The organism is Aureibaculum marinum (genome assembly GCF_003813905.1).
GTDB classification, from domain to species: domain Bacteria; phylum Bacteroidota; class Bacteroidia; order Flavobacteriales; family Flavobacteriaceae; genus Aureibaculum; species Aureibaculum marinum.
Genome location: NZ_RPFJ01000031.1, coordinates 1 through 16,488, shown reverse-complemented (window position 1 = coordinate 16,488; position 16,488 = coordinate 1). Strand labels below are relative to the sequence as shown.

The 16,488-nt window shown below is 30.7% G+C and carries 9 protein-coding genes and 1 pseudogene; 6 read left to right on the top strand and 4 right to left on the bottom strand.

Features of this window, described 5'->3' with window-relative positions; genetic code table 11:
* Positions 1-135 precede the first annotated feature (135 nt).
* Together EGM88_RS13210 and mfd are read right to left on the bottom strand one after the other, a co-directional pair.
* Complete coding sequence (locus tag EGM88_RS13210) at positions 136-990, bottom strand: hypothetical protein (RefSeq protein ID WP_123898905.1); 855 nt, start codon at positions 988-990, stop codon at positions 136-138.
* A 49-nt stretch (positions 991-1,039) separates the two neighbouring features.
* Entirely contained in the window at positions 1,040-4,378 is a 3,339-nt protein-coding gene (mfd, locus tag EGM88_RS13205; protein ID WP_123898904.1) for a transcription-repair coupling factor, read from the bottom strand.
* Positions 4,379-4,540: 162 nt separating this feature from the next.
* Between mfd and EGM88_RS13200 the strand changes: the two genes are divergently transcribed.
* Positions 4,541-4,978, top strand: coding sequence for a tellurite resistance TerB family protein (locus EGM88_RS13200; protein WP_123898903.1), 438 nt, complete (start codon positions 4,541-4,543; stop codon positions 4,976-4,978).
* 35 nt (positions 4,979-5,013) lie between these two features.
* Here the strand turns inward: EGM88_RS13200 and EGM88_RS13195 are convergent, their stop codons facing one another.
* Both EGM88_RS13195 and EGM88_RS13190 read right to left on the bottom strand, forming a co-directional pair.
* Entirely contained in the window at positions 5,014-6,162 is a 1,149-nt protein-coding gene (locus EGM88_RS13195; protein WP_123898902.1) for an aminotransferase class V-fold PLP-dependent enzyme, read from the bottom strand.
* Between the two features lie 89 nt (positions 6,163-6,251).
* On the bottom strand, positions 6,252-8,504 hold the full coding sequence (locus EGM88_RS13190; protein WP_123898901.1) for a TonB-dependent receptor: 2,253 nt from the start codon (positions 8,502-8,504) through the stop codon (positions 6,252-6,254).
* 114 nt (positions 8,505-8,618) lie between these two features.
* On the opposite strand from EGM88_RS13190, the gene EGM88_RS13185 reads away from it, so the two are divergent.
* The 5 genes and pseudogenes from EGM88_RS13185 (at position 8,619) to EGM88_RS13165 (ending at position 16,387) form a co-directional block, all read left to right on the top strand.
* Entirely contained in the window at positions 8,619-9,275 is a 657-nt protein-coding gene (locus tag EGM88_RS13185; RefSeq protein ID WP_123898900.1) for a metal-dependent transcriptional regulator, read from the top strand.
* The gene (locus EGM88_RS13180; protein ID WP_123898899.1) at positions 9,272-10,306 is read left to right on the top strand and encodes a metal-dependent transcriptional regulator; all 1,035 of its coding nucleotides are present in this window, start codon (positions 9,272-9,274) and stop codon (positions 10,304-10,306) included. The genes EGM88_RS13185 and EGM88_RS13180 overlap by 4 nt, the downstream gene beginning before the upstream one ends.
* A pseudogene (gene feoB / locus EGM88_RS13175) lies at positions 10,296-12,485 on the top strand (ferrous iron transport protein B). The gene EGM88_RS13180 and the pseudogene feoB overlap by 11 nt, the downstream one beginning before the upstream one ends.
* Before the next feature lie 29 nt (positions 12,486-12,514).
* Positions 12,515-15,676, top strand: a complete 3,162-nt coding sequence (locus tag EGM88_RS13170) for a UvrD-helicase domain-containing protein (protein ID WP_123898898.1) — start codon at positions 12,515-12,517, stop codon at positions 15,674-15,676.
* Between the two features lie 210 nt (positions 15,677-15,886).
* A complete protein-coding gene (locus EGM88_RS13165; protein ID WP_123898897.1) occupies positions 15,887-16,387 on the top strand; it encodes a CvpA family protein in 501 nt (166 codons plus the stop codon).
* Positions 16,388-16,488 lie beyond the last annotated feature (101 nt).

Genomic DNA, 16,488 nt, shown 5'->3' with positions numbered 1-16,488 from the left:
CTTTTCAAAAATTAGACCAAAGGTAATTATTCTAATATAAATGTGATAAACAATTCTAATTTAGTAATGTAGGCTACTAAAATAGAAATAGTAAGCTTTTATAGCACTTTTTTAAATTGTTAAAGGTTGGTTTTATCAGTTATTATATCGCATGAATCTACAATTACCTTCGTCACATATACTTCTGGAAAGTTCAGAGTTATTTAAAACATCTTTTACAAAAAACACTTGATTATTAATTAACATTTTTTCATAGACCAAACGTATGCCATGGCTATAATCAACATACCAATCAACATGACCAGTATAAAGTGGTTGTATAGGTTTGCCATCTAATTTGTGCCACCCATAAATGGCAACTCTATTAGGTTTTGGGTTGCTTAAAACGGCATTAGATTGAACCACATCTTTTTTTATACCGGCAACAATTCCATTAGGAATATTATATTTCAATTGTTGTTGAATTAAAAAATGATGCTTTACAAAAGTGGATAACGAATCACGATTTTCTGTTAACGGAATGGGTGATAATTTTATGGTTGCTTTCTCGTAAATTTTATTTACCATTTTGGTTGTTGGCAGAACGCTGTGGAATTGATCAGCTAGTTTTTGTGCAGTTTGGGGTGTAAGAGGCATTCTTACAAAATTTTGGTTTGTGCCAATGGATAAGTAATCTGGAGAAACCCAAAAGCTAATTTTATACTTTTTACCTTTAGCGTTTTTATAAGTATATGAAACTTCTTTGAACTGAAAGTTGTAAGCAGGCATCCAACCTTTTGACATATATTTAATTAGAGAATCTTCTCTTTGTCTAATTGGTAATTGAGATAAATTTTTTAAAAAAGATTCGACAGAATGAAGATTGACATTTGCTTTTCTACTTAATGAGTAAAATTGTTCTTGGATTTCGTTATCAATTTTTTTGGTAGAGCTACAAGAGAGTATTATAATGCCAGAAGCGATGAGCAAAAAAAATCTGATTATCTGCATTTTTTGAAATCCATGATTTGGTTGGTTAAAAATATTAAATTTTTAATAATTAGATTTTCGTTAAAACCTCCAACGCCTTTTCAATAGAATCAATCTTTATAAAAGTTAATAATAGTCGTAATCCGTTTCGTGTTTCTTTTTCTTTCATTACAGAAGTAGTAGGGTTTTTTTGTACAAACTGTAATACTCTAGTAAACATTTCGGTCTGATAATAACTAGATTGGGTGTCGGAAATAAAATAACCAATCATTCTTTTTTTCTTTAAAATAAGTCGTTCAAAACCAATGTTTTTTGCTAGCCATTTTACACGTACACTATTTAATAAATCTTCTGCTTGAACGGGAATTTCGCCAAAGCGGTCAATCAATTGTTGTTCAAAAATGGCCAGCTCCTCTTCTGTGTTTAAGTCATTTAATTCGTTGTATAATTTCAGCCTTTCTGTAATGGAGTTGATATAATCATCAGGAAAAAGCAATTCAAAATCGGTATCTATCTGAATGTCTTTTACATATGTTTTTGGTTTGTCTGAGCTGTTTTTATACAAATCTTTAAACTCATTTTCTTTTAATTCTTCAATAGCCTCGTTTAATATTTTTTGATAGGTATCAAAACCAATATCGTTTATAAAACCACTTTGTTCGCCACCTAGTAAATCTCCTGCACCACGAATTTCTAAATCCTTCATGGCAATATTTAGCCCACTACCTAAATCAGAGAAAACCTCTAAAGCCTGAATACGTTTTCTGGCATCATCCGTCATCATATGGTATGGTGGTGTTATAAAATAACAAAATGCTTTTTTATTTGATCGTCCTACACGGCCTCTCATTTGATGCAAGTCTGACAATCCAAAATTATTGGCATTATTTATAAATATAGTATTAGCATTAGGTACATCCAGTCCACTTTCTACGATGGTTGTAGATACTAAAACATCAAATTCATTATTCATAAAAGCCATCATCAGTTGTTCTAGTTTTTTACCATCCATTTGTCCATGACCAATAGCAATTTTAGCATCTGGTAAAAGACGTTGTATCATTCCTGCTACTTCTTTAATGTTTTCAATTCTATTATGGACAAAATATACTTGACCACCTCTAGAAATTTCATATTGAATGGCATCTCTAATTGTTTCTTCTCCAAAACGAATTACATGCGTTTCTATAGGATGTCTGTTAGGAGGAGGAGTACTAATTACGGATAAATCACGAGCTGCCATCAAAGAAAATTGAAGTGTACGCGGTATTGGTGTTGCGGTTAGCGTAAGTGTATCAACATTTGCTTTTATAGTTTTTAGCTTATCTTTTACACCTACGCCAAACTTTTGTTCTTCATCAATGATTAGTAAACCTAAATCTTTAAATTTTACTTTTTTGTTTACCAATTGATGCGTTCCAATTATAATATCAATTTTTCCAGCTTCAAGATTTTTAATAATCTCGCTGCGTTGTTTTGTAGTTCTAAAACGATTCAGATAGTCAATTACTACAGGAAAACCTTTTAAGCGTTCCGTAAACGTTCTAAAATGTTGAAAAGCTAAAATGGTAGTTGGTACTAATACAGCAACCTGTTTTCCGTTGTCAACGGCTTTAAAAGCAGCACGTATGGCAACTTCCGTTTTTCCAAAGCCAACATCACCACAGACCAATCTGTCCATAGGTTGTTCACTTTCCATATCAGATTTTACATCTTGAGTAGCTGATAACTGATCTGGTGTATCTTCATACATAAAACTCGATTCCAATTCTAATTGCATGTAGCTGTCAGGTTTACATTGGAAACCTTTTTGCAATTTTCGTTTGGCATATAGTTGAATGAGGTCGTAAGCAATTTGTTTAACGCGAGTTTTTGTTTTTTGCTTTAATTTTTTCCATGCTCCAGAACCTAATTTGTAAATTTTTGGAGCTTTACCTTCTTTACCATTGAATTTACTAATTTTATGAAGTGAATGAATACTGATGTACAACACATCTCTATCTCCATAAATTAATTTTATAGCTTCTTGTTTTTTACCTTCAACATCTATTTTTTGTAGTCCACCAAACTTTCCAATTCCATGATCCATATGTGTAACATAATCACCTATTTCAAGACTGGTAAGTTCTTTTAGAGTTATGGATTGTTTTTTAGTAAAACCACTTTTAAGTCTAAATTTATGATAACGATCAAAAATTTGATGATCAGTATAACAAGCAATTTTTAAATTATTATCAATAAAACCTTGGTATATTGGAAAAACTATAGTTTTATAGCTAACATTTTCATCAAGATCTTTAAAAATATCGTGAAAACGTTGTGCTTGTTTTTCATTGGCACAAAAAAGGTAATTTGTTAACCCATTTTCAGTATTTTGATTTAGATTGTCAATTAATAAATCAAATTGTTTGTTGAAAGAAGGTTGAGGTTTGGTTTGAAAAGCAATTTTAACTACATTTTCTTGTTTAGATTCGCTATTTCCAAAATTTACCAAATCAAAATTAGACAGTTGATTTTTTATATATGTTCCATCGCAAAATAGTTCTTCGGGTTCTGCTAATTTTATAGTTTGCTTTTGTTCAGAAAAGGCTGTTTTTGCCTTTTCAAATAGTCCATTTAAATTATCGAAAATTAAGTCCGTATTTTTTGCAAAAACAATAGTTTTATTAGAGATATATTCCAGAAAACTTTCACGTTTTTCTTGTAATTTTTTGTTTTCTACATTCGGTAAAATGCTTATTTTTTTTAATTTATCTATCGATAATTGAGTTTCAATATCAAAAGTTCTTATGCTATCAACTTCATCACCAAAAAACTCAATTCTATAAGGCTCATCATTAGAAAAAGAAAACACATCTACAATACCACCTCTTACAGCAAATTCACCAGGTTCAGTAACAAAATCGACACGATTAAAATGATATTCAAATAGCATTTCATTGACAAAGTCAAGTGAAATAGACATGCCTGTATTCAGTTTTAACGTATTTCTATTTAACTCACTTTTGGTAACTACTTTTTCAAAAAGAGCATCAGGATAGGTTACAATTATAGCAGGTTTTTTGCGAGAATTAATTCTGTTGAGAACTTCAGAACGTAATAAAATATTAGCGTTGTCTGTCTCTTCAATTTGATAAGGTCGTCGGTAAGAACCTGGATAAAACAACACATTTTTATCACCTAATAGTTGTTCTAAATCATTTAAGTAATAAGCAGCTTCTTCTTTATCGTTAAAAATAAGCAGATAAGGCTTTTCAATTTTTAAGAAAGTATTAGCAATAACAAAAGACAATGAAGATCCTGCCAAATGCGATAAAAACAGCCTTTGATTTTCTTGTTTAAGTAGTTTAGCAATCTGTTTTACGTTTTCAGATTGTTCGTAAAGTTTAACAATGGCTTGTTTGCTCAATTGTTTATGGATTTTGGGCAAAGATAAGGTTAATATTAAAAGTTAAGAAAGGGAAACATTTAAATTTTTAGTTCTCAAATTTTCCTATTTTCGAAATTATTGAATCATTTTTCTTTCAATATTTTATTGATTCATTATATTTGGGCCTCAAATAATAAAAATATGTCAATATCAGATCTTTATTCAAGTGGTGCTCATAAGAGCAATTTAGGTTTTTTTGCTAAAACTGTAAAACTTTCTTTTGCTGATGGTAAATTGGTTGATTCTGAACAGAAATTGCTAGAGAAGATTGCTAGAAACTTGAATATTCATGAAGAGGAATATCAAAAAATATTAAAGAATCCAGATCAATATCCAATACATTCTGTATTGGATTATGATGGTAGAATAGAAAGATTATATCATTTAACAAAGGTTGTTTTTGTAGATGAAGAGGTTACAGGAGCAGAAATGATAGTTTTGAGAAGGGTTGCAATTGGTTTGGGCTTTTCTGTAGCTAATGCAGAAAAAATTTGTGATGAAGCAATTCATTTGGTGGTAAGTGGTGAAGATTTAGAAGTGTTTACAGAAGCTATTAAAGCAGTTGATATAAAAGAATAATTAAGACTTTTTAAAACTGCTAGTTAAAGATTGAATTAATTTTTAAAACAGTTTACAAATTTTTCAAAATCTTCTTCTGAGTTATAAATTCCTGGAGAAACTCTTATTGCATCACCTCGATAGGAGACATAAATTTGATGCTTTTTAAGCTTAGTTTTAATGTTTTGTATTTGAATGTGTTTGGGTAAGTAAACACCAAATAAATGTTTGCTTCGATAGGCATTGTCTTCAATAAAACAACCCAAATTACGTAATGCATTAATTCCTTTTTTAGAAATAGAATCACAATATTCTTGAATATATTGTGGTTGCCATTTTAAGATTTGATTGATGCTTTCAGTAAGCATGGGAACCAAAATAAAATTACTGCATTCTCCCATATTGTAGCGTCCAGCTTTGGGTTGGTAACCGGGATTGTAATTAACTAGTTGAGCAAAATCTTCACTTTTATATCTGTTTATCCAATTATTTTCAATGGGCAAGCCATCATTAAACGCATCTGAATAATAAGCTACTCCTAAGCCATACGCACCTAGAAGCCATTTATAACCAACAGTGATTACGGCTTCGGGTTTAATTTCTTGTACAGAAAATGGAGCAGCTCCAATAAATTGAGATCCATCAATTATTAATGCTGCATTATATAATTTTGATTTTTCTCTAATTGCCTTAAGGTCAAACAAAGTTCCGTCAGCCCAATGAGTTGGTCCCAAAGTTACTACTGCCGTTTTTTTATTAATGGCATCTAAAATGTTTTTATTCCAATTTTTACCTCTATTCTCATACTTTTTAGGAGGAGAAATAATTTTGATTTTTGCTTTTTTTTGTTCTGCTATTTTTTGCCATGCATAGACGTTGCTTGGAAATTGAGCGTCAACAATTATTATTTCGTCACCAGCTTCTAGTGCTACATTGTTAGCAACGTTGGCTATTCCGTAAGAAGCCGATGGAATTATGGCTATATTGTTATAATTAGGAGCTTCTATCAACTTAGCGAATGCTTTTTTTAGGTTTTTAGGACCGTTAAAAAAATCGTCAACACCAATTTTATGAGGAAAGTTTAGTTTTGTTACGGCATTATGTCCAGCAGTTTCAACACTTTTTAATTGCGGAGACATATAGGCACCGTTTAGATATATTATGTTTTCTGGAAGATTAAAAAGGTATTTTTGATTTGTTAGCATGCAAAAAAGGTTTAAAGTTGAAGGCTGATGATTTATAATCTAATGCCAACTAAGACAATTTTTTTACTGAATCAAAAATACTTAAAATATTAACGCAATAAATAACGCAATCCGAAAAAACCTCTTATGCCTTGGTTTGGTGCGTATACATAAGAAGGGTCAAAAGTTAAGGCATAAGGGTTTTCAGTTGTTGCAATTGCATTGCCATTTAGGTCGAATTGTACATTCTTATCAAATGGATCATTTGCACGAGCAATTATAAAAGGATTGCCTTTATTAGGAGTCCAGTTTAATAGATCTTTTACGCCACCATAAAGTTCTATATTTTTAATTCCATCATAGGTAAATTGAATGTTTTGAATGCTCCAAGTTGGAGAATACTCCTTTCTTGGGTCTAAATCTCCTAATAAGGGCAGTCGCATAGGGCCATAAATATTACCCGTATAATCAACTGTAATATTGGGTTTGTAAAATTTATAAGATACAGACCAAGTACCTGTAAATTTTTCGGTTAAAATTTGATTTGTTTTTATGTTGTTTTCCTTTTTTGAAACCTCTTGAAAAGTAACACCTGCCATTATTTTTAAACCGTTGCTAAATACGGCATCAATATTAGTGCTAATGCCTGTTGTGGTTGCATGTCCATTTAGATTGTTATAAATGATTTTGTTTGGATTTGTGTCGTAATCAGGCAAAATTAAATTTGTAAAATGAGTGTACCATGCAGAAGCATCTATCGAAAATATTATATCATTTTTGGTATAAAATTTCTGTAGAAAATTAAGATTGATGTTGTAAGAGCGTTCTGGTTTTAAATCTTCTGTAATAATTACATCACGCGAACCAGTTAGTGCGGCATGTTCTTCAGTAAATAAATTTACTACTCTAAAACCAGTACCTGCATTTAATCTAATGATAGCATCTTCAGAAGGTTTAAATCGGTAGGCCAATCTTGGCGTAAAAATATTTCCGTGTCGACTGTCATAATCATATCTGGCACCTAGAAGGATGGTATGCTTTGTATTAAATGCTATTTCATCTTGAACAAATAACGAAGGTATGGTAACTTCATCGGCATTATCAGTAGCTGGAGTGTTGTCATTATAATAATTGTATCGTGCTGCTAGCCCCATTAGTATATCATGTTTGTTGAGTTTTTTATCCCAAGTAAGTTGTCCAAAACCGATACGTTGTTGAGCGGTATAAGGAACATTTCCATAAACTGAATTTTGATCATGATCAGTATATGAAAATGAAAGTATCATTTTTTCTTTTATGGGCAATTGGTATTTACTCAAAATTTCAAATCTAGAGGTATAAATACTTTCTCCATAAACTTCACTTCCTCCTCTATAGCTTTTATTCCAATCCATTTCGCCACCCCATCTGTCTTCATAAAAGTATCTGCTAGCAATAGAAAATACTCTGTCATCTTTGCGTATCACATCCCATTTTTGAAATAGCGAAATTCTATCCTGTAAAGTTATGTCTGTAAAATTATCATTATTGTTATCAATGGGATTGCTATAATTAAAGTAATTTGCTCCAAATAGCATGGTAGCTTTGTTGCCTATCTTTGATTTAAAACCGATGTCCGCATTTATTTCTCCCCATGAGGAGATGTTTCCATCGAAGAAAAATTGAGGAGCATTTTTAGGTATTTTAGTAATGATGTTTATGAGTCCACCAACCGCTTCACTGCCATATAACGAAGATGCGGGGCCTTTTACTATTTCTACTTGTTCAATTAATGAATTCGGAATTCCAGATAAGCCATATACGGTTGATAATCCACTTACTATGGGCATTCCGTCAATTAAAACCATTGTGTACGGACCTTCTAAACCGTTGATATGAATGTCTCCTGTATTACAGACATTACAGTTTAATTGAGGTCTTACACCATTAACATTTTGTAATGCTTCAAATAGGTTTGGGGTAGGATTTTTTTTAAAAAAAGTTGGGGTATAAATTTCAACAGGTACAGGACTTTCTAAACGGCTTACAGCTTTTAATGTACCTGTGACTACAATTTCATCTAAAGAACTATTTTCTGTTAAATTAAAGTTTATTTCTAACGGAGTATTGGAAACGGTTATCTGTTTTTTAGCAGTAGTGTATCCAGCATAAGAAACATAAATTGTGTATGATCCTTCTTTAACATTAGTTATTGTGTAAAGTCCATTTTTGTCAGTTTCAGCACCTTGTTTTGAGCTAGATAAATATACATTCGCCAAAGGCAAAGGTCCTTCATTAGTTGTTACTAATCCAGAAATAGTTGCGGTTTGGCAAAAAACAAAGAATGTACAAAAAAGAAAAGTAGAAGTAATTATTTTAAGCATGATTATTGTTTTTATAAGAACTATATTTTTGCAAATATAAATAAATATTTAGGTAAGGCTAAAAATATATTTAATAAAATTAAAATTGTATATTTGCATAGCAAAAAATTTAATATGCTTAGTACATCTGAAGAAAATTATTTAAAATCTATTTACCATTTAGAGCTTCTTAATTCAAAAGGAGCAAGTACAAATGCTATTGCAAAAAAAATGAATACAAAGGCTTCTTCCGTAACTGATATGGTTAAGAAGTTGTCAGAAAAAGAACTTGTTGTTTATAAAAAGTATCAAGGTGTTCAGTTATCTAAAAAGGGTAAAAAAATTGCAGTTTATTTAGTAAGGAAGCATCGTTTATGGGAATGTTTTTTAGTAGATAAATTAGATTTCACTTGGGATGAAGTGCATGATATTGCAGAGCAATTGGAACATGTGAAGTCTGATGATTTAGTGGATAAATTAGATAAATTTTTAGGATTTCCTACTGTTGATCCTCATGGTGATCCAATTCCAGATAAAAATGGAAATATTACAAAAAGAAAAAGGATTCAATTGTCTAATTTAGAAGTAAACCAAGAAAGTATATTGCTAGGTTTAAAAGATTCTTCTGACGAATTTTTAAGGTATTTAGATAAGAATGAAATCTCTATTGGTCAAAAAATAACAGTATTAGCAAAAGAGCCTTTTGACAATTCTTTAACCATTAAAGTAGGTAAAAAGAAGATGTTAATTTCGCAAAAAGCGGCTCATAATTTATATTTATTAGAAAAATGAATTATAATCCAGTAAACGCGTTATTGATATTTTTTGGATTGGTTTTAATAGGTTATTTATTATTTAGACCAAAATCGGGCTGGTTTTGGATTATTAAGAATAATTTAAAGTCAAACGAAAAAATAATTATTGAAGATGTACTAAAACAATTATATCATAACGAAAATTCTGGAAAGGAAATGAATTTACATGATTTAAGTAATTCATTAAAGTTTAGTGATGGAACCATAGTAGATGTTGTTAAAAAAATGGCAATTATTGACCTAATTACATTTAATGGAGATATCATTCAGTTAACAAGTTCAGGAAGAGATTATGCTCTTAGAATTGTTAGAGTGCATAGGTTATGGGAAAAGTATTTGGCTGAAAAAACTGGTTTTGATAAAACAGAGTGGCATGACAGGGCTGAAAAAATGGAGCATAAATTAAGTCACGAAGAAACAGATAGGTTAGCCAGCCATTTAGGAAATCCGAAATACGATCCACATGGAGATCCTATTCCTACCAAATTGGGTAAAGTTGCCAGTCTTGAAGGGGAGTTTTTATCTTCTTTAAAAGTGGGTACCATTGGAAGAATTATTCATATTGAAGATGAACCGGATGTTATTTATAAACAAATACTTGCAGAAAAAATTCATATTGGTTCTCAAATAAGAGTTATTGAGAATAATAAAGAGCGTGTTGTTTTTTATGCAGAAGGTCAAGAGTTTATTTTGGCTCCAATAGTTGCCGCAAATATTACCATTGCTTTGCTTGAAAAAGAAGAATCATTAGAAGAAAATATGGCAAGGTTATCAAGTCTAAAAGATAATGAAGAGGCTGAAATAATTGGTATTTCTAAAGAAAGTAGAGGTGATGGTAGAAGACGACTGTTAGATTTAGGTTTTGTAAAAGGAGCTAAAATTAGTATTGATTTAAAAAGTCCATTAGGCAATCCTATTGCCTATTTAATTAAAGGAACGAGTATTGCATTACGGAAAGATCAAGCCTCAAAAATTCTTATAAAAAAAGGTGTGAAACATGGAAAATAAAGTAAATAGTGCTTGTGAAACGTGTCCTCAATATAATGCAAAAGGCTTAAAAAAATTAGGTGTCCATACTGGTAATTTTGATTATGTAGTAGCCTTAGCAGGAAATCCGAATACAGGAAAAAGTACAGTGTTCAATGCCTTAACTGGATTGCGTCAGCATACAGGAAATTGGCCTGGAAAAACAGTAGTTAGAGCAGAAGGTGCTTTTGAGTATGACAATAGTAAATTTAAACTAGTTGATTTACCAGGAACGTACTCATTATTATCTACTTCTCAAGATGAGGAAGTGGCTAGAGACTTTATTCTTTTTGGCAAACCTGATGTAACTATAATTGTAGTAGATGCGAGTAGGCTAGAGCGAAATTTAAATTTAGTATTACAAATATTAGAAATTACTGATAAAGCAGTATTGTGTTTAAATCTTATGGACGAAGCGAAGAGAAATAATGTAAAGATTGATGAAAGAACATTAGCTCGAGATTTAGGAATTCCAGTTGTTCCAACAAGTGCAAGGTTTAATAAAGGAATACCAGAATTAATACAAACAGTTAACGAAGTTGCTTCAGGAAAAATAATTTGCAAACCACATAGAATAAAAAATGTGCCAAAGAAAATAGAAGATGCAGTAGCTAAATTAAGTGCAGAAATAAAAAAACAATTTCCCACGATACCTAATAGTAGATGGATTGCCTTTAGATTACTTGAAGGCGATGCACGTATTATTAAAGCGTTAAAAACAGGTGAATTTGTATAAAATTAAAAAATGAAAAAAGACGAAATAGAGAAATTAATAACCTTATCTTCAGATTTACGCTGGAAAATTGGTGATGAGTTTCACGATAGTTTGGCGGAAGGTATTTATGCAGATGCTTCTGAAATCTCAAATGCATCTGTTAGTAGAGCTAATGAAAAGAAAAAATTTCGTTTAGACTCAAAAATAGACAGCATAGTTACTAGTAAAACATGGGGATTTCCTATCATGTTTTTAATTTTAGCATTAATTCTGTGGATAACTATTGTAGGTGCAAATTATCCTTCAGCAATGTTATCAAATCTACTGTTAGATAACGTTCATCCCTTTTTAAAAGAAGTTGCAGCAAATATAGGTATGCCTTGGTGGTTAGATGGTTTTTTAATTGATGGTGTATATTTAGCTGTAGCTTGGGTAGTTGCAGTAATGTTACCTCCTATGGCAATATTTTTTCCGCTATTTACTCTGCTAGAAGATTTTGGCTATTTGCCAAGAGTAGCATTTAATATGGATTATTTGTTTAAAAAATCTGGAGCTCATGGCAAGCAAGCTTTAACCATGAGTATGGGATTTGGTTGTAATGCTGCAGGAGTGGTTGCCACGCGTATTATTGACAGTCCACGAGAACGATTGATAGCAATTATTACCAATAATTTTTCATTGTGTAATGGGCGTTGGCCTACACAAATATTAATAGCTACTATTTTTATAGGTGCAGTGGTTCCTAGTTCATTTTCTGCTGTGGCATCTATGTCTGCCGTTATTGGAATAGCAATTTTGGGCATATTTTTTATGTTTTTAACGTCTTGGGCATTAACAAAAACAGTATTAAAAGGTGAGGTCTCTACTTTTAATTTAGAATTGCCTCCTTATCGTCCTCCACGAGTTTTAAAAACAATTTATACTTCGTTAATTGATAGAACTTTAATAGTTTTATGGAGAGCTATTGTTTTTGCTGCACCAGCAGGTGCAGTTATATGGCTAATTTCAAATATTTATATTGGTAATGAAAGTATTGCTGCATGGACTATTAACTTTTTAGATGGTTTTGGATTTTTACTTGGCTTAAATGGAGTTATTTTGTTAGCCTACATTGTGGCTATTCCAGCAAATGAAATTGTAATACCAACTATTTTAATGCTTACAGTTTTGGTAACAGGTGTAACAGGTGGTGAAGGTGCTGGTGTTATGTTTGAATTAGATTCTGTAAATGCTACTGGAGATTTGTTAAGAGCTGGCGGGTGGACATTACTTACTGCAGTAAACTTAATGTTATTTAGCTTATTGCATAATCCATGTAGTACAACTATTTATACTATCTATAAGGAAACTAATAGTTTAAAATGGACAACAGTAGCTACAATTTTACCAATTATTATGGGTTTTATTGTCACTTTTTTAGTTGCACAAATTTGGCGATTGTTTTGATATAATATACTTTTATAAAAAAAACAGCTTTGCAACAATCAACATTTCAGGTCTATAATGCCTCTGCAGGAAGTGGTAAAACCTTTACTCTTGTAAAAACATACTTAAAAATTTTATTAGAGCGTGAAGATGCTTATCGTTTTCAAAATATTTTAGCGATTACTTTTACTAATAAAGCGGCTGCAGAAATGAAAACACGAGTTATTAAAAATCTTCGTGAATTTTCTGAAGAAACTATTTTAAAAGAGAAAACTGACCTGTTTAAAGCCATAGAAACTGAATTTTTATTAGAAGGTGTTGCCGTTAATGATGTTCTAATTCATCAACGATCAAAGCGAATTGTAAATAATATTTTACAAAACTATTCAGCCTTTAATATTACTACTATTGATAGTTTTACACATCGATTAATTCGGAGTTTTGCATATGATTTAGGCTTGTCGCTGAATTTTGATGTAGAAATGGATGCTAATTCTTTATTAGATGAAGCTGTTGATCAACTTATTTCACAAATTGGAGAAGATAAAGAGCTAACAGATATTTTAATAGATTTTTCTTTACAAAAAACAGATGACGATAAATCTTGGGATATTACTCGAGAGCTAAAAGAGATTGCTAAAATTTTATTGAATGAAAATGATAAATTACAACTCGAAAAAATTCAAGAAAAACCTATAAAAGATTTTATTGACTTAAAAAATAAATTACGAAAAGAGCAGAAATTATTAGAAAATCAATTTAAGTCTATTGGTGAAGAAGGGTTACAAATTATCGAAAATTTAGGATTAAACTATAATGACTTTTATAGATCAATGTTGCCCAATCATTTCAAAAATATTGCATATAGTTTAGATAAAGCTAAGTTTTTTAATGCAAATACGCTAAGAGAAAAAGTATCGAATCACGAATTTTATGCAAAATCGAAATCGCAAGAGGTTAAAACTGCTATTGATAGCATTGCTACTAAACTTAGTGCTTTGTATTTTGAATCTGAAAAATTATATCAGCAATACGTTTTAAATGGTCTTTTTTTGAGTAATATTATACCGCTTGCTGTATTAAGTCGAATCAACAAAACCTTAAATGAGATAAAAGAAGAAAACAACATTCGTTTAAATGCAGAGTTTAATCAGCTTATTAGTAAAAATTTGCAAGAACAACCAGCACCCTATATTTACGAGCGTATTGGCGAAAAATTCAAGCATTATTTTATTGATGAAATGCAAGATACTTCGTTGTTGCAGTGGCAAAATATAATTCCGTTAATAAAAAATGCCTTGTCACAAGAACAAACCGGTTTGCTGTTAGTGGGTGATACCAAACAATCTATTTATCGTTGGCGAGGCAGTGAACCAGAACAGTTTTTAAAATTGGCTCAACAGGGAAAAACTCATGCACACAATCCGTTTCATATTAATAAAGAATTAAAATCTTTAGAAACCAATTATAGAAGTTATACCGAGGTTATTAATTTTAATAATAGTTTTTTTCAACACATCTCTAATTATTTTAATGAAAAAGATTATCAAGATATTTATTTCAACGAAAATAAACAACAACAAACCGATAAAATAGGAGGCTATGTTTCATTGTCTTTTATAGAAAAGGGGTTAGTCGCTGAGGAAAAAGATTTGGCATATGGTAATAGCGTGTTGGAAATTATTAATAATACTAGTGAAAATTTTCAATTTAATGAAATTTGTGTGCTTACCCGAACTAAAAAGCAAGGTATAGCTATTGCTAACTTTTTGACAGACAACAATATCGATATTATAAGTTCAGAGACGTTATTGCTAAAAAATTCTGAAAAGGTAAATTATGTAATTGATGTACTTACCTATCTTCAAAATAACAATGATAAGGAAGCGAAGTTTAATTTACTCTATTTTTTATACAATCATTTAGAGATTACAAGTGACAAACATTTATTTTTTAAAGAATTAATTGATTTGCCAGTTGTTGAGTTTTATCAATTTCTTAATGATTTTAATATGAATTTTAATCCTAAAGAGATTGTACAACTTCCACTTTATGAAAGTGTAGAATATATATTACGTAGTGTTAATTTTAATGAAACTTCTGATGCCTATTTGCAATTCTTTTTAGATGAGGTGTTGAAGTTTTCACTTAAAAAATCAACGGATATTAGAGTCTTTTTAGAATTTTGGAATGATAAAAAAGATAAGCTAAGTATTGTAGTTCCTGAAGAGAAGAATGCGGTTCAGATTATGACCATTCATAAATCAAAAGGGCTGGAGTTTCCGGTAGTTATTTTTCCATATGACTTAGATATTTATAAAGACCAAGGTGCTAAAGATTGGTACGCTATTGAAAACCCTGAAGATTTTAATAATTTCGAAACTTTACTTGTTAATCAGAGTAAATCATTAGAAAATGTTGGGCAATTTGGGCAACACTTGTACCTATCGTACCGAAATGAAAAAGAATTAGACAATATTAATTTGTTATATGTAACATTTACACGGGCCATTGAGCAGTTATATATTATCGGAGAGCAAAAAACGTTAAAAGGAAATCCTACTACTTCATCTCAATTTTTAATGGATTTTCTTGATAAAAAAGGAGAGTGGAGTGAGGCTAAAACTGAATATACTTTTGGAAATATTAGAAGAGTATCAGAAAAACCAGAAACAAAAAAGGATAAGGCTCAGTTTAATCAATTGATAAGTACTTCTTGGCATTCACATCATATTTCAATTGTTACAAACTCAACATTGTTATGGGATAGTGAGCGAGGTGAATCTATAAAATACGGTAATTTAATTCACGAATTAATGGCTCAAATAAAAACGGCTGATGATATTGAAGAAGCTATAGAAAAGCATGTAAGTTCAGGTAATATAATTACTTCAGAAAAAGAAGTTATTATTGGGTTAATTTATCAAATAGTTACGCACCCAAGTTTAGAAAGTTATTATCAACAAAATAATACGGTTTATAACGAACGTGAAATTTTTACAGAATTAGGCGAAATTATTATTCCCGATCGCTTGGTAATTGATGAGGAGAATAATGCTACAATTATCGATTATAAAACAGGAAAACCTGAAAAAAAATACCATCATCAACTAAATAGTTATGCCAGTGTTGTTTCTCAATTAGGTTTTAAAGTAGCTAAGAAAATCTTAGTATATATTGATGATGATATAGTTATTGAAGAAGTGAAATAAGTAAAATTCCCTTCAAATAGCGTTAAGGAAAAACGTTTAGACGCTCTAAACATACAATTCTTAGTGTCCTTTGCGAACTTTGTGGTAAAACTTATTTTTTAGGTTTAAACATGAATAAAAACTGAATTTTACAATGAAATAAAATTTTATTTAAAATAAAATCAATTAATTTGTATCACTATCAACTAATAAACCCGATAATAAAAATTCATGAACATTTTAGATATCATATTAGCAGCCTTATTACTTTTTGGATTGGTTCGTGGATTTATGAAAGGTTTTTTTGTAGAAGTTGCCGGATTGGCAGCCTTGGCATTAGGACTTTATGGAGCGATACATTTTTCACATTATGCTTCAAGTTATTTAGAAAATAGTGTTTCATGGAATGAAAAACATATTCAAATAGCTTCTTTTGCCGTTACTTTTTTAGTTATTATTATTCTAGTTTCTTTAATTGGTAAATTATTGACAAAAATTGCAGATATTGCAGCCTTGGGTCTTTTTAATAAAATGATAGGAGGTTTGTTTGGAGCTGCCAAAATTGGACTCATTTTAAGTGTAGTTTTGGTTGTTTTTAGCAAATTAAATAGAACCATCCCTTTTCTTACTGAAGAGCAATTGAATGCATCAGTGTTGTATAAACCTGTCAAAGGTATTGTGCCGTTAATTTTTCCAAATATCGTAAAGGAAGATGATGAGGCTTTAGAATAGAATTACCTTTTATGAAATTGTAAGTGCTTTAATACATTTTATCTGCCAAGTGTCATTTATTTTCTCTAAAAAATAAAGTGACGAACTACCTGCTAATCTAC

Excerpts from the sequence above, each read along its gene's own strand:
- EGM88_RS13180 (WP_123898899.1), top strand. The coding sequence starts at position 9,272 with ATGAATTATAATCCAGTAAACGCGTTATTGATATTTTTTGGATTGGTT.
- EGM88_RS13200 (WP_123898903.1), top strand. The coding sequence starts at position 4,541 with ATGTCAATATCAGATCTTTATTCAAGTGGTGCTCATAAGAGCAATTTA.
- EGM88_RS13190 (WP_123898901.1), bottom strand. The coding sequence starts at position 8,504 with ATGCTTAAAATAATTACTTCTACTTTTCTTTTTTGTACATTCTTTGTT.
- EGM88_RS13195 (WP_123898902.1), bottom strand. The coding sequence starts at position 6,162 with ATGCTAACAAATCAAAAATACCTTTTTAATCTTCCAGAAAACATAATA.
- EGM88_RS13185 (WP_123898900.1), top strand. The coding sequence starts at position 8,619 with ATGCTTAGTACATCTGAAGAAAATTATTTAAAATCTATTTACCATTTA.
- EGM88_RS13165 (WP_123898897.1), top strand. The coding sequence starts at position 15,887 with ATGAACATTTTAGATATCATATTAGCAGCCTTATTACTTTTTGGATTG.
- EGM88_RS13210 (WP_123898905.1), bottom strand. The coding sequence starts at position 990 with ATGCAGATAATCAGATTTTTTTTGCTCATCGCTTCTGGCATTATAATA.